This is a genomic window from Clostridium muellerianum (assembly GCF_012926525.1).
In the GTDB taxonomy this organism is placed as follows: domain Bacteria; phylum Bacillota; class Clostridia; order Clostridiales; family Clostridiaceae; genus Clostridium_AM; species Clostridium_AM muellerianum.
In genome coordinates this window covers 134,993-155,772 of sequence record NZ_JABBNI010000066.1, presented here as the reverse complement: position 1 = coordinate 155,772, position 20,780 = coordinate 134,993, and the positions used below count along the sequence as shown (strand labels likewise).

The window sequence follows — 20,780 nt, the reverse complement described above, 5'->3', positions numbered from 1 at the left end:
CAGTATAGAAAACTAGTATATATTATATTCTATCACATATACTAGTTTTTCGTTACAATTATGAAATGTTTTAATATTCTATTATACGTTTATTTCCGCTTCTTCACCTAATAAATCTTTATTTTTCTCTAATATAGGTTGTATTTGTTCTTCTACAAAATCTACTACCTGTCCTGGTGCTCTTCCAACAAACTTCACAGGATCTATTAATGATAATATCTCTTCTGAAGTCATGTTAAAGAAAGGATCATTTATTATTCTTTCTATAAGATCATTGTCCTTGCCTTCAACCTTTACCATTTTAGCAGCTTCCATGGAATGCTGTCTTATTCTTTCATGAAGTTCCTGTCTATCTCCACCCTTTTTTACAGCTTCCATAATTATATTTTCAGTAGCCATGAAAGGAAGTTCCTTTTTAACATGTGATTCAATAACCTTTGGGTATACTACCATATTTGAGGATACATTCATGTAAAGATTTAATACACCATCTAATGCTAAGAATGCTTCCGCTACAGATATTCTCTTATTTGCAGAATCATCTAGTGTTCTTTCAAACCACTGAGTAGCTGCTGTTATTGCTGGATTTAAAGAATCAACTATTATATATCTTGAAAGTGCTCCTATTCTTTCTGATCTCATAGGATTTCTTTTATATGCCATAGCCGATGAACCTATCTGATTCTTTTCAAAGGGTTCTTCCATCTCTTTCATATTTTGAAGGATTCTTAAATCGTTACTAAACTTATATGCACTTTGAGCAACTTCAGAAAGAGTATTAAGTATTGTTGAATCCAATTTTCTGGTATAAGTTTGACCTGTTACCATAAATTCTTTATTAAATCCCATTTTTTCAGTAACCATTTTATCTAATGTCTTTACTTTACTTTCATCACCATTAAAAAGTTCCATAAAACTAGCTTGAGTACCTGTAGTTCCTTTTACTCCTCTAAATCTCATATGATCTACTAAAAAGTCTATATTTTCTAAATCTAAATAAAGATCTTGAATCCAAAGTGATGCTCTTTTTCCAACAGTAGTTAATTGTGCTGGTTGAAGATGCGTAAATCCTAAGGTAGGTAAATCTTTATACTCTAAAGCAAATTTGGTTAAAGAGTTTATTGTACTAATAATTTTTTTCTTTATTATTAAAAGAGCTTCTCTCATTATTATTAAGTCAGTATTGTCTCCTACATAACAGCTAGTAGCTCCTAAATGTATTATTCCTTTAGCTTTAGGGCATTGTACACCATAAGCATATACATGACTCATAACATCATGTCGTACTTCTTTTTCCCTCTTTTCAGCCACTTCATAATTTACGTTGTCTACATTTTTTTTAAGTTCTTCTATTTGTTCATCACTTATATTTAAACCTAATTCTTTTTCACATTCAGCCAAAGCCACCCATAGTTTTCTCCATGTCTTAAACTTCATTTCATCAGAAAACAAATAACTCATTTCCTTAGAAGCATATCTAGTATTTAAAGGTGTGTTATATATATCTCTTTGTTTCATAATAAATTTACCTCCAATGCGTATATAATTTAAAATTATGCCTTTTTAATTCACATTATAACATATGTTTAATTAATTTCATATATATTATGTTCGTATTTTTATTTTTTATTATTTAACTTTAATAAACTGTTCTATTTTATCAAATAGAACTAATATACTTTACTATATATTAGATTTATGAAATTGGGAGGTATTAAGATTTATGTACAAGTTTAGCCTTTTGGATAAAATTTCTCTTGTTTTAGTAATCTTAGGTGCTGTTAATTGGGGTCTTATAGGTTTATCAAATATTAATTTAATAGGACTTTTTTTGGGAGAACCAGCCAATTTAATAGGTAGGCTTATTTACATAATAGTAGGTGTTGCAGGAATTAATATATTATTTATTCTCTTCAAAATGAAAAAAAATATAAAATTTAATCCAATAAATAAAAGGCTCTAAAGAGCCTTTTATTTATTTTCAATATAATTATTCATCCAATGAATCTATTAATTTAGTAACTTCTTCTACAGCTAATCCTTCATCATCACCTGATGCAATAATTTTAATAGTTGCATTCTTTGTAACTCCTAAAGATAAAACTCCTATTAAGCTTTTTACATTAGCTTTTTTGCCATCAAACTCTATAGTTATGTCTGATTTAAAAGAGGATGCTTTCTTTACTAACAATGTAGCTGGTCTAGCATGTAATCCTGTTGCACTTTTAACTATAACTTCTTTTGATACCATCTATTTCACCTCTATCTTAAATTTTTTTACATTTTATGCACTTTCCATTTTAATTATATCATTTTCTACAAATGTTTCAATAATTATTTTGCATGTAAATGGTTATATTGTGATAATATCCCCATTATTTTTCTAAGTATCTCGATAAAAATAGTATACGTAAAATTTTAATTTTTATTTCAATTCTAATACAAACTTCTGTATCCTATCTAATCCATTTTTTATATTTTCCATAGACGTAGCATAAGATAATCTTACATAGCTATCCATTCCAAATCCTATTCCTGGTATAACTGCTACTTTCTCTTTTTCCAAAAGTATTTGTGAGAAAGTTAAAGAATCCTTAATTTCAGAATCATTAGATTTTTTGCCAAATACTTTTGATATGTTCATCATTACATAAAAAGCTCCTTCAGGGTTAGTACAAGATAAATTATCTATTTCATTTATCTTACCTACCATGTAATCTCTTCTATTTTTAAATTCCTGCACCATCTTATCCATATCTGAGCTTTTTCCCTTTAAAGCTGCTACAGATGCATATTGAGCAATTGAATTTGGATTGGATGTAGTATGACTTTGAATATTTGACATTAATTTTATTATTTCTTCACTAGCTGCTGCATATCCTATTCTCCAACCAGTCATAGAATAACTCTTAGAAACTCCATTTATAGTAATAGTTCTATTGTAAGCATCTTCTGAAAGACTAGCAAAACTTACATGTTTTTCATTTCCGTATATAAGTTTTTCATATATTTCATCGGATAATATTAATAGATCATGTTTCTTAGCTAATTCTGCTATAGCTATTAGTTCTTCTTTTGTATAAACAGTTCCAGTAGGATTATTAGGACTATTTACAAGTATAATTTTTGTTTTATCTGTTATTGCTTTTTCTAAATCCTTTATATCATATTTAAAGTTATTAGCTTCACTAGTTTCTACAAATACAGGTACGCCGTCTGCTAACTTAACTAATTCAGGGTAACTTACCCAATATGGTATTGGTATTATAACCTCATCACCAGGATTTAATGTTGCTGAAAAAGCGTTAGCTAAACACTGCTTAGCTCCTGTAGAAATTATGATCTGTGAAGTATTATACTTTACACCATTATCATTATAAAATTTATCTACTATAGCTTCCTTTAGTTCCATAATTCCAGATGCAGGTGTATATTTTGTAAATCCTTTTTTTATAGCGTCAATAGCAGCATTTTGTATATTTTCTGGAGTATTGAAATCTGGTTCTCCTGCTCCAAATCCAATTACATCAATTCCTTCTGACTTCATTTTTTTTGCTTTTGCTGTTATAGCTAATGTTAAAGATGGTTGAATTTGTTGTGCCTTTTTTGATAGTATCATTTTTTATTTCCTCCATAATATAGTAAATTTAAATATTTATATTCTATAACTAAATCTATTTTAATTATAATTTAAAAGTTGGTTTAGTTATAATATATCATTACACTAATATGTTTATGATTAAATATTTTTAACTTCTAGATACTAGCATTACACCTATTATAATAAAAACAACTCCTGCTACTCTTATTATTGATATATTTTCCTTAAAAAGAAAATAAGAAAAAAACATAACCAATATATAACCAATACTAACCATAGGATATGCATAACTTAATTCTACTTTACTTAAAACTTTTATCCATAATAAAAAACTTACTCCATAGGCTATAATGCCAAGCATTACTGGTGCATTTTTTAAAATACTTAAAATGCTTGATATTAGATATCCTCCAGAAAAATTTAGCTGCAAATTAACTGCTCCATATTTAACCAAAACTTGTCCAATAGCTCCTAAAAAAACTGAAATCAAAATCAATCCTATCATAATCATAACTCCTTGCATATATTTACTGAGGTTTCAATAAAGTTATAAAAAGCATATATTATTACAAATATTTCTGGGAAAGCATATCTTCCCTGACCTTCTGTTACAAAATAAACTGATGTAAACATAAAAAATAATACAACTGAATATAAATGAAATTTATTTAATAATTCAGTTTCCCTTTTGAATATACTTTTCAATATAATTATACTATAAAATAGTATATACATAATACCTAAACCAAATATTATATTCCTTATATTACTAGTTATTCTTAAAATTTTCCCTTTTGTATAATCGCTTAAAGAACTTCCATAGGTGCTGTATGAAGCATCATCTCCTACAAAATATGTGTTAAATAATCTTTTAAAACCTAGCTCTACAAATTGAACAGGATGACCTTTTATCCACTTCTTAGCTGCAGTGCTTAACATCTTATTTTTTTGAGTCATATTTGCTTTTTTATACTCATCTGTTTTTACTAGAGAATTTTCTACATCCTCAGCAGCCATCCATCTTCCAACTTTATTTTGAGAATTATTATTTATATATAAAACTATTCCTCCATTATTAGACACATAGGTAAATTGTCCCATAAGTTTTGTATTTCTATAAATCCAAGGTGAAATTACTAATGCTGAAATTAAAAGAACTATGGCAGAATTTACAAAAGATTTTTTAAACTTTCTTTCCTTAATTAAATCAACCAAAAATACTGCAAAGAAGAATATCAAGAAAAAAGGCTTTATCATAGTATTTAGTCCTGTTAAAATGCCAATCCATAAATATTTGAATTTACTTTTTCCGAAATATATATTAGTAATTAACAGTACAATTGTTGTAAATAATATTTCTGTTCCAAGTATAGTATTATAAAATATATTATTAGGCATAAATACAAAAAAAGCGAACATTATTTTCTTTTTCATTTCTTTAATATTTAATTTATCTAATATAGATATAAAGCATACATTACTTATAATAGTAAGCACTATATTAAATATTTTAGCCTTAAGCACACTAGCTCCAAATAATTTAAATATACCTCCTAGAACTATACAATATCCTACAGATGTATATGTATCACCCCATGGAAGTCCATTAGCTATATCCACTGATAAATTATAATAATAGTCAAAATCAGAAAAAGGTTTAGTATTTACAAACGTTACCCATAATACAGCAAATAGCAACCCAATAGCTAGTACAACTTTGTAATACATACTTTCTTTTAAACTTTTGGTTTCCATATATAAAAATCCTTTCTACATTACAATGTTTAATTTAAAAAATTGTTATAATCTCAAATATATTATAGAGAAAACTGTTACTCCCCATATAATTATATTTACTAAAAAAGGTTTATCCTTCTGAAATACATCTTCTGGCTTTCCACCTATATTTTTTTTATCCATTAGGTATTGATATCTAAAAATACCATACAATACAAATGGAATAGTAAATATCATTGTTTTACTTTGTACAGAGCTAAAAGTATACAAGCAATATGCCATAAGAATAGATGGTGTTACTATAGTTAACATTTTGTCCAACATATCCACTGAATACTCTTCAAGTATTTTTCTATGAGAACTACCTTTATCTTTTAAAGTTATAATTTCACTTTTTCTTTTATTAAGAGCTAAAAATAAAGATAATAATATGGTACATAAAAACAACCATGAAGATACCTGTACTCCTGTAGCAAGACTTCCACTCTCTACTCTTAAAACAAATCCTAATGTTATTACCATTACATCAATAATTACCACATTTTTTAGTTTAAAACAATATGCTATATTCATTACCATGTATATTACAAGTATAGCTAGAACCTTAACAGTTAAACATATATATGAAAAGTATAATACACTGCAAACTATAAAAAGATACAAAATGATTGCTTGCTTTTTTGACACCCTTCCACTTGCAAGCGGTCTATTTTTTTTCTCAGGATGACATCTATCCTTTTCTATATCTACTATATCATTTAATACATATATAGAAGACGCTGTAAAACAAAATAAAATAAATGTTAAAATATTTACATACAATATATGTGTGTTAAAAACATTACCTGAAAAAACTATAGCTGCAAATATAAAAAAGTTTTTAATCCATTGCTTTGGTCTTAATAATTTTAATATCGCTTTAATGTCCATCTTTTCCTCCTAAATTACTAAAGGTTGTATTATTATATACCTTTTACATTTTAACACAGCTTATAATATAGTCAATATTATTTAATTTAACATATATTAGATATAAAGTAAAACTTACTCTAAACAAACTCTTTTAAATTCAGTTCACTAATTAAATTTATATAAGCTATCCTAATGCTTAATAAGCGTTAAACACTAGCAATTACACTATTTATTATATAACAATAAAGGATTTGAACTAAGATTCAAATCCTTTTCATAAACTTTATTATTTTTATCTTGGTTGTACAATTAATTTTATAGCAGTTCTTTCTTCTCCATCTATCTCTATGTCAGTAAATGCTGGAATACAGATTAGGTCTATTCCACTTGGTGCTACGAAACCTCTTGCTATAGCAACAGCTTTTACAGCTTGATTTAATGCTCCTGCTCCTATTGCTTGTATTTCTGCAGCTCCTCGTTCTCTTAAAACTCCTGCTAGAGCTCCTGCAACTGAATTTGGACTTGATTTTGCTGAAACTTTTAATACTTCCATAATAAACCTCCTATATGTTATATTAACTTAATTAGTTATTGTTACTACTTTATAATATTCTACAAAAAATTAAAAATTCCTTCTAAATTTTGTAAAGCTTTAAACTTCACAGAATTCAGAAGGAATAATGTTAACCTTATTTACTTTGCATATTCAATGGCGCGGGTTTCTCTTATAACATTTACTTTTATTTGGCCAGGATATTCTAATTCACTTTCTATCTGTTTTACTATATTCCTTGCCATTTCAACAGCACCTGCATCATCAATTTCTTCTGGTTTAATCATAATTCTAATTTCTCTACCTGCTTGAATGGCATATGACTTTTCTACGCCTTCACATGTATTTGCTATTTCTTCTAATTTTTCTAATCTCTTAATATAGGCTTCTAAAGTTTCTCTTCTCGCTCCAGGTCTCGCAGCTGATATCGCATCTGCTGCCTGAACAAGCACTGCCTCTAAAGATATAGATTCTACATCACCATGATGTGCTGCAATAGCATTAACTATTATAGCTGACTCACGATATTTTTTAGCCACTTCTGATCCAATAATTGCATGAGGACCTTCTACTTCATGATCTACGGCTTTACCAATATCATGTAGCAATCCAGCTCTCTTAGCTATAGTAGGATCTATTCCAAGTTCTGAAGCCATGAGTCCTGCTAAGTAGGCAACTTCTATAGAATGTTTTAATACATTTTGACCATAACTGGTTCTATATTTTAATCTTCCTAACAATTTTATTAATTCTAAATGAAGACCATGTACTCCCGTTTCAAAAGTTGCTTGCTCGCCTTCTTCTTTGATATCATTTTCAACTTCTTTTTTAGCCTTTTCTACCATTTCTTCGATTCTTGCCGGATGAATTCTTCCATCAATAATTAGTTTTTCTAGTGCTATTCTTGCTACTTCTCTTCTTATTGGATCAAATCCTGAAAGAATTACTGCTTCAGGTGTATCATCAATTATTAAATCTACACCAGTAAGAGTTTCAAGGGTTCTTATGTTTCTACCTTCCCTACCAATTATTCTTCCTTTCATTTCATCATTAGGAAGAGTAACCACATGAACTGTAGTCTCAGCTACATGATCTGCTGCACACCTTTGTATAGCGCAAGTTATTACTTCTCTTGCTCTCTTGTCTGCTTCTTCTTTAGCTTTCGTTTCTACTTCTTTAATCATTATCGCAGATTCATGTTTTATTTCCTTACTGATTTCTTCCAGCAAAATTTCTTTAGCTTGTTCTGTTGTTAAACCCGAAAGTTTTTCTAATTCTTCTCTTTCTTTTTCATATAATTTTTCTACACTTGATCGAATTTCATCAATTTCCTGCTGTTTTTTACCTATACTTTCTTCTCTTTTTTCCAACATATCATTTTTCTTGTCAAGTAATTCTTCTCTTTGAATTAATCTTCTCTCAAGTCTTTGGTTTTCATTTCTTCTATCTCTTGATTCTTTGTCTAAATCTGATCTTAACTTATGAACTTCTTCTTTAGCTTCAAGTATAGCTTCCTTCTTTTTAGATTCAGCATCTTTTTCTGCTTCCTCTTTCAATCTATTAGACTCAATTAGAGCCTGTGATTTTATAGCATATGCTTTATTTCTAACAACATAAAACTCTACTAATAAACCGATAGCTATTATTAAGCCAACAATAATTACGTATATAATAGGATTCACATGAACACCTCCTTTGCTTTTTATGCATCTATCCTTTAGTTAAATATGCAAGCATAGAAAAGGTGACATATTTATTCAATTGGTATTTATTTAATACATGACAAACCAGAATTTGTCTTAATTTTATATTATATTTTGCCCATTGTCAAGTTTTATGTTCATTATTTATGTTATTGTTTTCTTGAATAATTATACTTGTAAATTATATAAATAACACCTTAATAAATCGCAAGTTTTTTACAACTTGCGATAAACTAAAATTTATTTACTTTCAGTATTAGTTTCTTGTTTAGCCTTACTTTCTTCTTTAGCATTGTTCTTATTATTGCTAGGTTTTACAATTGGCAAATCATATTTCTCTCTTATTTTATTTTCTATTTCAAGTAATATACTTGGATTTTCCTTTAAAAATTGTTTTGCATTTTCTCTTCCTTGACCAAGCCTATTTTCCTTGTAAGCAAACCATGCCCCACTTTTCTGAACAAGTTCTTCTCTTACTCCTACATCTAGCACATTTCCTTCTCTTGATATTCCTTGATTATACATTATATCAAACTCTGCCTGTTTAAATGGTGGTGCAACTTTATTTTTAGTAACCTTTACTCTTGTTCTATTACCTACTATTGAATCTCCCTGTTTTATAGAATCTATTCTTCTAATGTCCATTCTTACTGAAGCATAAAATTTTAATGCCCTTCCACCTGGTGTAGTTTCAGGATTTCCAAACATAATACCAACTTTTTCTCTTAATTGGTTTATGAATATAATTACACATTTTGACTTATTTATAGCTCCTGTAAGTTTTCTTAAAGCTTGAGACATAAGTCTTGCCTGTAGTCCTACATGAGAATCTCCCATTTCTCCTTCTATTTCAGCCTTAGGAACCAAAGCTGCAACAGAATCCACAACAATTACATCTACAGCCCCAGATCTTACTAAAGCTTCAGCTATTTCTAATGCTTGCTCTCCTGTATCTGGTTGGGATACTATTAAGTTTTCTGTATCTACCCCTAATGCTCTTGCATATACTGGATCTAATGCATGCTCTGCATCTATAAATGCAGCAGCTCCTGAAGCCTTTTGTGCTTCAGCTACTACATGTAATGCAACAGTAGTTTTACCTGAAGATTCAGGACCAAATATCTCTATTACTCTGCCTCTTGGAACGCCACCTATTCCCAAAGCTATATCAAGATCTAAGCATCCTGTAGATATAGCTTCTATATCTAAAGTACTATGTTCTCCAAGTTTCATTATAGATCCTTTTCCAAACTGTTTTTCTATCTGTCCAAGCGCAGCTTCTAAAGCCTTTAACTTTTCACTATTAATGTTTCCCAAAAGGGTCACTTCCTTTCTTAAACTACAATTATATAATAATATAAAATTTACCCACTCAAAATTCGAACATTTGTTCTAAACTAATTATATAATATATTATATGCTTGGTCAACTACATAAACATAAATTTAAAAATAACTTTAGGCTATTATATGAAATAGTTATTATTTATCCATATTCCATAATTATTGACAACATTAAACATATTTAATCTTTATTACTAAGCATTAACTTATAATTAATTTTGTCAAACAAAAATCTTACGAAAATAAATATATTGAGCAAAATAAAAGTAAACTTCAATTACATGCAGATCAAATTAAAGTTAATTATTTGTAATTTACTCATATCATAATAATATAAAAGTTAAAATACAAATCCATATAAGACTTTAACTTGACCACACCTTAATTCAAATTTACTTTAAATGTTACGTAATACTTTACTATCAATTAAATAATATTCACTACTTATCCGTTTTCATAACCTCTTTATTTTTAACAAAATAATCTACCCCTGAAATTATAGTGATAATTACTGCCAATCCCATTGCTATATCAGTAGTTGCATTTAAAAACTTATGCGGGTAATTAATAAACCTTCTAATAATGCCCAAAGATACATGATTATAATTTAAGTTTACTAAAGCCAATACAATTGCTATTATCTGTGTAACTGTTTTAGCTTTTCCCCATTTACTAGCTGCTATAACTATACCTTCAGCTGCAGCCACTGCTCTTAATCCTGTAACTGCAAATTCTCTAGCAATAATTATAGTAGCTACCCAGCTTGGTATTATACGATATTCAACTAATGATACTAAAGCTACAGTAACTAATAATTTATCTGCTAAAGGATCCATAAATTTACCAAATCTAGTTATTTGATTTCTACTTCTTGCTATGTACCCATCTAACTTATCTGTTATAGATGCTATTATAAATATAATAATAGCAATAAGCTTCCCGTAGGGTAATCCCTTTATAGTTATAAATATTAGAAAAAATGGGATTAATATAATTCTTAATATTGTAAGTTTATTTGCAAGATTCATCGCATACAACTCCTATTAAATCATATTCCAGGCTGTGGGTAATTTTTACATTAACTATGGAACCTATTTCTAGCTTCTTATCACAGTTAAAGTAAATTAATCCATCTATTTCTGGCGACATTTCATAACTTCTTCCATACCACTCTTCTTCCTTCCCTTCAACTAGCACTTTATATATCCTTCCAATTTTATTGCTGTTAATTTCTTTTGATATTCCCTGTTGAATACTCATTAATTCTTCTTCTCGGCTTTCCTTTACCTTTTCGTCAATCTGATTTTTCATTAAAAAGGCAGGTGTTCCTTCTTCTTTAGAATATTTAAATACTCCCAATTTATCTAATTTTGCTTCTTTAATAAAGTCTTTTAATTCCTTGAAATCTTCTTCAGTTTCACCTGGAAAACCTACTATAATGGATGTTCTAAGAACAATATTTTTCACCTTTTCTCGAAGTTTATTTATATTACCTACTATCTGCTCTCTAGTTCCTCTTCTCCCCATAGTTTTTAAAACATTATTACTTATATGTTGAAGTGGAATATCTAAGTATTTACATACCTTAGGATTATTGGCTATTTCCTCTATAAGTTCATCTGTAATTTCCTCTGGATAACAGTACAATATTCTTATCCACTCAATATCTTCTATTTCAGAAAGCTTACTTATAAGTTTATTAAGAACCTTTTTACCATATATATCTATTCCATACATAGTGGTATCCTGAGCTACAAGTATTATCTCTTTAACTCCTTGAGTTGCTAAACTTTTGGCTTCTTTTAGAATACTTTCCATTGATCTACTTCTATATTTTCCTCTTATTTTGGGAATTATACAATAAGTACAGAAGTTATTACAACCTTCTCCTATTCTTATGTAAGCTGTATGTGATGGTGTAGTTAAAATTCTATTTCCTTCATTTACTCCTACATCCCTATATTCACAACTATATACTTTTTCCTTACTATTTCTAATACATTTATCTATGCTTTCATTTAATTTATCATAATCATTAACTCCAAGCATTACATCTATTTCAGGCATAAGTTCCATAAGTTCTTTTCCATATCTTTGAGTAAGACATCCAGTTACTACCAACAACTTACAATTATACTTGTTTTTATATTTAGACATTTCTAATATAGTATCTATAGATTCTTGTTTAGAAGATTCTATAAACCCACAAGTATTAACAATTATTATATCTGCTTCTTTTTCATCATTTATTATTTCATGCTTAGCCTTGATATTGCTGAGAATAATTTCAGAATCTATTCTGTTTTTATCACAGCCCAAGCTTATTAGTCCAACTTTTAAATTATCCACTATTTTTCCTCCTGAATATATACTGTTAAAAATAAAAATATCTATTTTATTTTAAATCTACTTTTTGTATTTTACAAGTAAGTTTTTAAATAATTATAAATCTTGCCTACTTATAAGCACTTGTCTTGGTTTACTTCCATCTCTACCAGAAATAATCCCTTTTTCCTCCATTTGATCAATTATTCTAGCTGCTCTATTATATCCTATTCTAAGTCTTCTTTGCAAAAGCGATGTGGATGCTTGCCCCGCATCTACAACTATTCTAGTAGCTTCTCCTAATAATTCATCACATTCTGAGTCATTACCACTTGAATTATTATCTATTTGGTTTATTATTTCGTCTTTATACTCTGGCTCCCCCTGCTGTTCTTTAATAAAGTTAACTACATTTTCAACTTCATTTTCTGAAATAAATGCGCCTTGTATTCTTATAGGTTTAGATTCTCCCACAGGATAAAATAACATATCTCCTTTACCCAAAAGTTTTTCTGCACCAGCTGTATCAAGTATAGTTCTAGAGTCTATTTGACTGGATACAGCAAAAGATATTCTTGATGGTATATTAGCCTTTATAACTCCTGTAATAACATCTACAGATGGTCTTTGTGTTGCAATAACTAAATGCATTCCTGCAGCTCTTGCCATTTGTGCTAGTCTTCCTATATAATCTTCAATATCATTTGGGCATACCATCATCAAATCTGCCAACTCATCAATAATTATAACTACGAAAGGAAGTTTACTTTCAATTTTACCTTTTTCAAATAGTTCATTATACCCTTCAATATTTCTTACTGAGTTTTCTGCAAAAAGCCTATACCTTCTAGTCATCTCTTGAACTGCCCAGTTTAAAGCTCCTGCAGCTTTTTTAGGATCTGTAACTACAGGTATTAACAAATGAGGTATTCCATTGTAAATACTTAATTCAACCACTTTAGGATCTATCATTAAAAGCTTAACATTATCTGGTGAATACTTATAAAGTAAACTTATTATAAGAGTATTTATACACACACTTTTACCTGAACCTGTTGCACCTGCTATAAGCATATGAGGCATCTTACTAAGATCTGAAGCAACACAATTTCCTCCTATATCTTTTCCAAGGCAATATGCTAAATTTTTATTAGAATTTACAAACTCAGGTGATTCTATAACCTCTCTTAAATAAACAGGCATAAGATCTCTATTGGGTACTTCTATTCCTATAGCAGATTTACCAGGTATAGGAGCCTCTATTCTAACCCCTGAAGCTGCTAATCCTAATGCTATATCATCAGCTAAATTAACTATTTTACTTACTTTTACACCTGGACTTGGTTGTAATTCGAATCTAGTAACCGAAGGTCCTTTACTAACCTGATTAACTTTAGCTTCAACTCCAAAACTAGACAAGGTTTCCTCTAATTTATTAGCATTATTAATTAATTCTTTTTTATCTTCTCTATTTAATTTGGATTGAACATTAAGTTTAAGTAAATCTATAGGCGGAATTTTATATTGTACATTTTGTATATTATGTGCTGATTTTATCTGCTTATCCAATTCCATATTTATTGAATCATCTACAGCCTTATCTGCAGCACATTGAATTTGTATTTTTGAGGCCTTGTCCTTTAAATTGTCATCCTTCTTAACATCAATACTATCTACTTCTTCATTATTTTTCTTATCAGCAGATTTCATAAAATCTAATATCTTTATTCTATTATTTATATTTTTTATAAAACCTTCCTTTTCTTCATTACTCTGCAATTGATTACTGCTTTCAGCTTCTTCTTCCTGAATAATAGAATCATCATCTGTGCTATTATCTTTTAATGCATACTTAATGCTATGCAGTATATCATATATACTAACTTTACTCATTAGTATAAAGCATATTATGTATATAGAAATAAAAATAACATAAGAACCTACATTACCAAATAATTTTAACAAGGGTATGTCAATTAAAAAACTTATAATTCCCCCATGTAGTACTTTATCTGATTCATATATTCTTTTTATACCTAAATTTATATCATTATTTACATAGTAGTTAGGCATAATTATCATCTGTATAAATAGCAAAGTATTTATCATAAACATTAATATTCCATAAAACTTTTTACTAAAATTTATTTTATTCTTTTTTACTATACAGCAGAATCCTATAAAAATTATTAAAATAGGAAAAACAAAGGCTCCAAGTCCTGCAATGGCTATTAATATCTTTCTTACAAACTTACCCAAAATTCCTGAAGAATCAGATGAAAAAACACTAATTACCATAAGTATTCCCATAGTAACTAGCAAAATCCCTTTTATATCACTGTTCAATTTATACTTTTCTTTTTTTCTAGCCATTTTCTTAGCCATGTAACTTATCACCTCCAGTTAATAATTCTACACTTAATAAAAATTTCCTTTTGACTTTCCTATAAATATAAATTACCATAGGAAATACCTATGGTGATTTTTTATTCTACATTAACTTTTTTCTCCATAAGAGAATTTAACTTCTTTATAGCATCACTTATACCACCCACTTCATCTATTAAACCTTCATCTACTGCCTGTTCACCTATTAATATAGTACCCATGTCATTTAAAAGCTCATCAGTTTGAACCATAAGCTTTTGTACTTTTTCCCTCTTTATTCTAGATGTTCTTACTATAAATTCTGTTATTCTTTCTTGCATTTTATTAAAATACTCAAAGGTTTGAGGAACACCTATAATTAAACCATTCATTCTTATAGGATGAATAATCATTGTAGCTGAAGGTGATATAAAAGAGTAATCGGCCGATGTTGCAAGTGGCACTCCTATAGAATGACCTCCTCCAATAACCAAAGAAACTGTAGGTTTGCTTAAACTCCTTATCATCTCTGCTATAGCGAGCCCTGCTTCTACATCCCCACCTACAGTATTTAAAACTACTAATAACCCTTCTATATTTTCATCATTTTCTATATTTATTAATTGGGGTATAACATGCTCATATTTAGTACTCTTGGTTTGAGGAGATAAAATCATGTGTCCTTCAATTTGACCTATTATAGGAAGCACTTGAATTTTATCTTTACCTTTTTCATTATTCATAACTCCTAGTTCTTTTATGTTTTCTAATTCTTCTTTTTGTTCTTTGTTTTCTGACATAATAATCCCCTCCTTAATATGAACTTATTCTATGCATTAAAGGGGACTACTATTCATTTTACAATTACTCTTTACCTAATTTAAATTCACTATGAAGCGCATTTATAGCATTTTCTGCATCTTTATCCTGTACAAGACACCATATAGTTGTATGAGAATCTGCAGTTTGCAGAACTTCTACATTATTTTTTAATAATACTTTTAATATTTTTGCCATAACACCTGGAATACCTCGCATCCTACTTCCAATTACAGCAATCTTTGTGCAATGTTCAACAAAAGAGTATTTTAACCCCAAATTCTTCATTGCTATTTTAAAACTTTCCGTATCTTTTTCGTCTATAGTAAATATTTTTTGCTTTGGGAATATACTAATTAAATCTATACTTATCATATCATTAGCTAATTCATCTAATAACATGTGATAATTTTCATTACCTTCATTTTCACTATACTCCACTATAACCTGAACTCTACTTCCCATTGAAGTTATTCCTGTTATAATATTATGCGAATTAGTTACTGTGCTATTGCTTATTATTGTACCTTTGCACTCACTAAGAGTATTTTTAATAACGAGAGGTATATTTCCTTTCATTGCAATTTCTACGGCACGAGGATGTATTACCTTTGCACCTTGATCAGCAAATTGAAAAACTTCATTATATCCTATTTTTTCAATTAATAGTGCATCCGAAACTATTCTTGGATCTGCGGTCATTATGCCATCTACATCTGTATATATTTGAACTTCCTTGGCCTTTAAAGCCACTCCTAAAAGGGAAGCTGTAACATCACTTCCACCTCTTCCTAGGGTAGTTATAAATCCTTTTTCACTTCTTCCTTGAAAACCTGCCACTACTGGAATTTTTCCTTGTTTTATTATATTCATTATATTATTTGTGTCCATTCTTAAAACAGAAGCATCATTATAATTATCATTAGTTATAACGCCTGCTTGTCCTCCAGTTAATGGTACTGCCTGTATACTGTTTTTATCTAATTCTTCACTCATAACTACAGTGCTTATAATTTCCCCACAGCCCATCAATAAATCTACAGCTAATTTATTACTATTCTTAAATTCTTCACCTATTAATGAAAGAAGAGTATCAGTTGCATAAGGCTGTCCTTTTCTTCCCATAGCAGATACTACTACTACTGGCGAAAACCCTTCTTCTTTAGCTTTTAATATTTTGTCAACCACCATTAATCTTCTTTCATGAGTAGAAACAGAGGTCCCTCCAAATTTTTGTAATAATATATTCATTTTTTCCTCCACAACAATTTATATTAATATTATATTAAGGAGACCTCTTATATGTTAATGAGATCTCTTTATCATTTTTTCATCCGCATCTATTATTATGGTTTTAGAACCAATCTTTTTTACACACTCCCAGGGCACTTCTATAAAGTCTGTTTTTCCAAATAATCCAAGTTTAGATTTATTATTGCTAAGAATTAATAACTTTAAATTTCCTTCTTCATCAATTACTACATCATTATTGCCTAAAGAATTAAACTTATCTCCATCATTTACATTTATCACTTCGTATTTTTCCATTTCACTGTACAACTTTATATTATCACTCATTTAAAACAACCTCCTAAATATAACTAATATCTAACTTTATTTTCACACTTTAAGCTATTATACAAAGCAAAATTTTTAAAAAGTTCAAATATCAAATAACAATAGTTTCTATCTCATCTCAGAAAATCTACAATTTTAATTTTCTAGTGTCAGAAAGATTTTTTCTTATTTATTATTTGAACTTTGTTATCTTTTAAGTTGCTTCCTACCATGCCTATAATATGAACTTTTAGTTATTCATTTTAAATACTATGAGTTATATTAGGTAGTTATTACACATGTTTACTTTCTTCATTTCTAAATGGTATAATATCCTTTTCCATTATATCAGTTAAAAGAGATAAATTCACTTTTTCTCCTACAAAAGCTGAATTTATTATGCCTTTTTCGAAAGTTTTTTTCATAATACAATCTAAATTTTCCTTATCTATCCTGTCAATCTTCTGTATTATATCCTGTGGAGTGTTAATCCTATTTAAAAACAGAACAGATTTACCATTATTAAACATCCTGCTGCTAGTACTTTCTAAGCCTAAAATATAACTTCCCTTAAGCTGTTCTTTGGCCTTAACTAATTTTCCTTCGTTTACACCAAATTTTATAAACTTTTCTACTTCTTCTTTTATAGTACATACTACATCAGCTGCATATTTAGGGTTTAAACTAGTATATATATTTACTACTCCTGTATTGTTAAAAGCTGAAACATATGAATAAATTGAATAGCAAAAACCTTTTTCTTCTCTTATTTTTTGAAATAGTATAGAAGAAGCACCACCGCCTAATATGTTACTTAAAAGTAATAATGTATAAATATCTTTATTTCCTGTTTCAATTCCTGGTATACCCAAGCTTAAATGAAGTTGTTCTATACTCTTCTTCTTAAAAAGATGATTTCTTTGTAATTCCGGCTTTGAATAAACAGTGATCTTTTTGTTATCACTATTCCAATGTCCAAAATATCTTTCAACAAGTTTTTCTATATTTCCCTTATCAAATTTACCTGAAATAGATATTACTGAATTTTCAGGTATATAGTGTGAAGAAATATACTTTTCAATTTGATCCTTGGTAAAAGATTTAACTGTATCTATACTTCCTAATATAGGAAGCGATATAGAATCCTTTTCCCATATGGCTTCGCTGTGGAGATCTGACAATACATCTTCTGGCGAATCCTCATTCATATTAATTTCTTCTATTACCACACCCTTTTCTTTTTCTATATCTTCAGGTGAAAATTTACTATTGAAAAGCATATCAGATATTACATCTAAACTCAGTTCTAAATGTGAATCTAATACTTTTATATAAAAGCAAGTAGCTTCTTTTCCTGTAAAAGCATTTATTTGCCCTCCAACATCTTCTATACATTCAGCTATTTGAAGTGCAGTCCTTTTTTGAGTACCCTTAAAAAACATATGTTCTATAAAATGAGAAATTCCATTGTTAGTTTTATCCTCATTTCTTGAACCATTTTCCACCCATAAACCTACACTTACGGAATTAACATAGTCTATATTTTCCACAACTACTCTTAACCCATTACCTAACTTAAATAAATTATACATTATCTCCTCCTGAGGAATTAAATAATTTTATTGCTTAATATAAAAATAAAAAGGCACCATAATGCCCTTCTATTTTTATTCTTCCTTTGATTCTTCCTTTGATTCTTCCTTTGATTCTTCTTTTGATTCTTTTTCCTCTGAATCTTTTATTGCATCTTTCCTTGATAAATTAATCCTACCTTGATTGTCAATATCTGTTACTTTAACAAGTATTTCATCACCGACAGACACTATATCTTCAACCTTGTTTACTCTAGCAAAATCTAATTTAGATATATGAACCAATCCTTCTTTACCTGGAAGTATTTCTACAAAAGCACCGAAAGTTGTTATCTTAGTTACTTTTCCTAAGTAAATTTCTCCTGATTTTACTTCTCTAGTTAAATCATCTATAATTTTCAAGGCTCTTTTTGCACATGTGCTATCATCACACATTACAAATATTTTTCCATCTTCTTTTATATCAATTTTAACACCAGTTTCAGCAATAATTTTATTTATTACCTTCCCACCAGGTCCTATTACATCTCTTATTTTATCAGGATCAATATTCATTGTATAAGTTTTAGGGGCATATTTTGAAAGTTCTTCTCTTGGGCCACTAATACAGTCATTAATTTTTTCTAATATAAATAATCTAGCTTTTTTAGCCTTAGCTAAAGTTTCTTTTATACAATCATTTGATAATCCATGAATTTTTGTATCAAATTGTATAGCAGTAATTCCAACTTCTGTACCAGCCACTTTAAAGTCCATATCTCCAAAAAAGTCTTCTATACCTTGTATATCAGTTAAAACTTTTTCTTTAGATAAATCTTCACTAGTTATAAGTCCCATAGCTATACCTGCTGCAGGTCTTTTTATTGGAACACCAGCATCAAGAAGTGCCAAAGTGCTGCCACATACACTAGCTTGAGAAGTTGAACCGTTTGAGCTTAAAACTTCTGATACAAGTCTTATAGTATATGGGAACTCATCTTCATTTGGTATAAGTGGCTCTAAAGCCTTTTCAGCTAAAGCTCCATGACCTATTTCTCTTCTTCCTGGTCCTCTTAATGGTCTAACCTCTCCTACACTGTAAGATGGGAAGTTATAATGATGCATATATCTTTTAAATTCTTCTGAACCAAGTCCATCAAGAATTTGCACATCCCCTAAAGCTCCTAAAGTAGCTACAGTCATTACTTGAGTTAATCCCCTTGTAAATAAACCTGTACCGTGAGTTCTTGGAAGTAATCCAACTTCACAGCTTATAGGTCTTATTTCCTCAAAGCCTCTTCCATCAGGTCTTCTGCCTTCATTTAAAAGCATATTTCTTACTATTTCTTTTTGAAGCTTATATACTACTTCAGCTATATCCGCACCACTTTCTGGATACTTTTCTGCAAATTCATCATTAATTTTTTCTTTTGCAGAATCTATAGCTGCATTTCTTTCATCCTTATCCATTATGTACATAGCTTCTTTTATCATCTCAAAAGAAAAATCTCTAACTTCTTTTTCTAAATCTTCATCTACTTTATATAGATTAGGTTCTACCTTTTGCTTTCCTAATTTTGCCATAGCTTCTTCCTGGAAAGCTACTATTTTTTTGCACTCTTCAAATCCAAACATGATGGCATCATACATTACATCTTCCGGTATTTCTACTCCTCCAGCTTCAACCATCATAACTCTTTCTTTAGTTGCACATACTGTTAAATTTAATGTACTTTTTTCTCTTTGTCCTAGTGTTGGATTTATTACAAATTCACCATCTACTAATCCTACAGATACAGCACCTAAAGGTGTGTTAAAAGGAATACTTGAAAGACATAAGGCTATTGATGCACCATTTATAGCTAATATGTCTGGAGCATTATCCTGTTCTACAGATACAACAGTACACACTACCTGTACGTCATTTCTGTAACCTTTTGGGAATAACGGTCTTAAAGGTCTATCTATAGCTCTAGCATGAAGAATTGCCTTTTCCGAAGGTTTTCCTTCTCTTTTAATAAATCCTCCTGGTATTTTACCTACAGCATATAATCTTTCTTCATATTCTATGCTTAAAGGGAAGAAATCCACCCCTTCTCTTGGTTTTTCTGAAGCATTTGCATTAATAAGGACTACTGTTTCACCATAACTTACAAGTAAAGCACAATTCGAAAGCATTCCAACCTTACCATAATCTATTTTAAGAGTTCTTCCTGCAACAGTAGTTTCTAATGTTTGATTCATAAGTAAATTAACCTCCTCTCAATCGGTTATAATATTATTATCATTATT

General features: G+C 29.2%; 18 protein-coding genes. 1 reads left to right on the top strand and 17 read right to left on the bottom strand.

Going from position 1 to position 20,780, the window contains the following annotated elements; all coding sequences use genetic code 11:
• Positions 1-81: 81 nt before the first annotated feature.
• On the bottom strand, positions 82-1,518 hold the full coding sequence (purB, locus tag HBE96_RS24355; RefSeq protein ID WP_169300309.1) for an adenylosuccinate lyase: 1,437 nt from the start codon (positions 1,516-1,518) through the stop codon (positions 82-84).
• A gap of 205 nt (positions 1,519-1,723) precedes the next feature.
• Between purB and HBE96_RS24350 the strand changes: the two genes are divergently transcribed.
• Positions 1,724-1,963, top strand: coding sequence for a DUF378 domain-containing protein (locus HBE96_RS24350; protein WP_169300308.1), 240 nt, complete (start codon positions 1,724-1,726; stop codon positions 1,961-1,963).
• A 27-nt stretch (positions 1,964-1,990) separates the two neighbouring features.
• Here the strand turns inward: HBE96_RS24350 and HBE96_RS24345 are convergent, their stop codons facing one another.
• The 16 genes from HBE96_RS24345 to HBE96_RS24270 form a co-directional block, all read right to left on the bottom strand.
• The gene (locus HBE96_RS24345; RefSeq protein WP_169300307.1) at positions 1,991-2,251 is read right to left on the bottom strand and encodes an HPr family phosphocarrier protein; all 261 of its coding nucleotides are present in this window, start codon (positions 2,249-2,251) and stop codon (positions 1,991-1,993) included.
• Between the two features lie 174 nt (positions 2,252-2,425).
• A complete protein-coding gene (locus HBE96_RS24340) occupies positions 2,426-3,619 on the bottom strand; it encodes a pyridoxal phosphate-dependent aminotransferase (protein WP_169300306.1) in 1,194 nt (397 codons plus the stop codon).
• Between the two features lie 130 nt (positions 3,620-3,749).
• A complete protein-coding gene (locus tag HBE96_RS24335) occupies positions 3,750-4,106 on the bottom strand; it encodes an SMR family transporter (RefSeq protein ID WP_169300305.1) in 357 nt (118 codons plus the stop codon).
• Between the two features lie 2 nt (positions 4,107-4,108).
• On the bottom strand, positions 4,109-5,356 hold the full coding sequence (locus HBE96_RS24330) for a glycosyltransferase family 39 protein (protein ID WP_169300304.1): 1,248 nt from the start codon (positions 5,354-5,356) through the stop codon (positions 4,109-4,111).
• Between the two features lie 45 nt (positions 5,357-5,401).
• On the bottom strand, positions 5,402-6,268 hold the full coding sequence (locus HBE96_RS24325) for a decaprenyl-phosphate phosphoribosyltransferase (RefSeq protein ID WP_169300303.1): 867 nt from the start codon (positions 6,266-6,268) through the stop codon (positions 5,402-5,404).
• Between the two features lie 274 nt (positions 6,269-6,542).
• The gene (spoVS, locus tag HBE96_RS24320) at positions 6,543-6,803 is read right to left on the bottom strand and encodes a stage V sporulation protein SpoVS (protein WP_007060056.1); all 261 of its coding nucleotides are present in this window, start codon (positions 6,801-6,803) and stop codon (positions 6,543-6,545) included.
• A gap of 140 nt (positions 6,804-6,943) precedes the next feature.
• A complete protein-coding gene (gene rny, locus HBE96_RS24315; RefSeq protein WP_169300302.1) occupies positions 6,944-8,485 on the bottom strand; it encodes a ribonuclease Y in 1,542 nt (513 codons plus the stop codon).
• A 261-nt stretch (positions 8,486-8,746) separates the two neighbouring features.
• Complete coding sequence (gene recA, locus HBE96_RS24310; RefSeq protein ID WP_169300401.1) at positions 8,747-9,814, bottom strand: recombinase RecA; 1,068 nt, start codon at positions 9,812-9,814, stop codon at positions 8,747-8,749.
• A 475-nt stretch (positions 9,815-10,289) separates the two neighbouring features.
• Positions 10,290-10,877, bottom strand: a complete 588-nt coding sequence (gene pgsA, locus HBE96_RS24305; protein ID WP_169300301.1) for a CDP-diacylglycerol--glycerol-3-phosphate 3-phosphatidyltransferase — start codon at positions 10,875-10,877, stop codon at positions 10,290-10,292.
• Positions 10,861-12,198 (bottom strand): 30S ribosomal protein S12 methylthiotransferase RimO, encoded by a 1,338-nt coding sequence (gene rimO, locus HBE96_RS24300; protein ID WP_169300300.1) that lies wholly within the window; start codon positions 12,196-12,198, stop codon positions 10,861-10,863. Before rimO ends, pgsA begins: the two co-directional genes overlap by 17 nt.
• Positions 12,199-12,291: 93 nt before the next feature.
• Complete coding sequence (locus HBE96_RS24295; RefSeq protein ID WP_169300299.1) at positions 12,292-14,559, bottom strand: FtsK/SpoIIIE family DNA translocase; 2,268 nt, start codon at positions 14,557-14,559, stop codon at positions 12,292-12,294.
• Between the two features lie 101 nt (positions 14,560-14,660).
• The gene (locus HBE96_RS24290) at positions 14,661-15,341 is read right to left on the bottom strand and encodes a ClpP family protease (RefSeq protein ID WP_169300298.1); all 681 of its coding nucleotides are present in this window, start codon (positions 15,339-15,341) and stop codon (positions 14,661-14,663) included.
• 64 nt (positions 15,342-15,405) lie between these two features.
• Positions 15,406-16,611, bottom strand: coding sequence for an aspartate kinase (dapG, locus tag HBE96_RS24285; protein ID WP_169300297.1), 1,206 nt, complete (start codon positions 16,609-16,611; stop codon positions 15,406-15,408).
• Between the two features lie 54 nt (positions 16,612-16,665).
• Positions 16,666-16,938 carry a YlmC/YmxH family sporulation protein gene (locus tag HBE96_RS24280; RefSeq protein ID WP_169300296.1) on the bottom strand — a complete coding sequence of 91 codons (273 nt, stop codon included), beginning with the start codon at positions 16,936-16,938 and terminating at the stop codon, positions 16,666-16,668.
• Positions 16,939-17,210: 272 nt separating this feature from the next.
• Positions 17,211-18,509, bottom strand: coding sequence for a M16 family metallopeptidase (locus HBE96_RS24275; RefSeq protein ID WP_169300295.1), 1,299 nt, complete (start codon positions 18,507-18,509; stop codon positions 17,211-17,213).
• A gap of 75 nt (positions 18,510-18,584) precedes the next feature.
• Positions 18,585-20,732, bottom strand: coding sequence for a polyribonucleotide nucleotidyltransferase (locus HBE96_RS24270; protein ID WP_169300294.1), 2,148 nt, complete (start codon positions 20,730-20,732; stop codon positions 18,585-18,587).
• Positions 20,733-20,780: the final 48 nt, after the last annotated feature.

Excerpts from the sequence above, each read along its gene's own strand:
- purB (WP_169300309.1), bottom strand. The coding sequence starts at position 1,518 with ATGAAACAAAGAGATATATATAACACACCTTTAAATACTAGATATGCT.
- HBE96_RS24350 (WP_169300308.1), top strand. The coding sequence starts at position 1,724 with ATGTACAAGTTTAGCCTTTTGGATAAAATTTCTCTTGTTTTAGTAATC.
- HBE96_RS24345 (WP_169300307.1), bottom strand. The coding sequence starts at position 2,251 with ATGGTATCAAAAGAAGTTATAGTTAAAAGTGCAACAGGATTACATGCT.
- HBE96_RS24340 (WP_169300306.1), bottom strand. The coding sequence starts at position 3,619 with ATGATACTATCAAAAAAGGCACAACAAATTCAACCATCTTTAACATTA.
- HBE96_RS24335 (WP_169300305.1), bottom strand. The coding sequence starts at position 4,106 with ATGATAGGATTGATTTTGATTTCAGTTTTTTTAGGAGCTATTGGACAA.
- HBE96_RS24330 (WP_169300304.1), bottom strand. The coding sequence starts at position 5,356 with ATGGAAACCAAAAGTTTAAAAGAAAGTATGTATTACAAAGTTGTACTA.
- HBE96_RS24325 (WP_169300303.1), bottom strand. The coding sequence starts at position 6,268 with ATGGACATTAAAGCGATATTAAAATTATTAAGACCAAAGCAATGGATT.
- spoVS (WP_007060056.1), bottom strand. The coding sequence starts at position 6,803 with ATGGAAGTATTAAAAGTTTCAGCAAAATCAAGTCCAAATTCAGTTGCA.
- pgsA (WP_169300301.1), bottom strand. The coding sequence starts at position 10,877 with ATGAATCTTGCAAATAAACTTACAATATTAAGAATTATATTAATCCCA.
- HBE96_RS24295 (WP_169300299.1), bottom strand. The coding sequence starts at position 14,559 with ATGGCTAAGAAAATGGCTAGAAAAAAAGAAAAGTATAAATTGAACAGT.
- HBE96_RS24290 (WP_169300298.1), bottom strand. The coding sequence starts at position 15,341 with ATGTCAGAAAACAAAGAACAAAAAGAAGAATTAGAAAACATAAAAGAA.
- dapG (WP_169300297.1), bottom strand. The coding sequence starts at position 16,611 with ATGAATATATTATTACAAAAATTTGGAGGGACCTCTGTTTCTACTCAT.
- HBE96_RS24280 (WP_169300296.1), bottom strand. The coding sequence starts at position 16,938 with ATGAGTGATAATATAAAGTTGTACAGTGAAATGGAAAAATACGAAGTG.
- HBE96_RS24275 (WP_169300295.1), bottom strand. The coding sequence starts at position 18,509 with ATGTATAATTTATTTAAGTTAGGTAATGGGTTAAGAGTAGTTGTGGAA.
- HBE96_RS24270 (WP_169300294.1), bottom strand. The coding sequence starts at position 20,732 with ATGAATCAAACATTAGAAACTACTGTTGCAGGAAGAACTCTTAAAATA.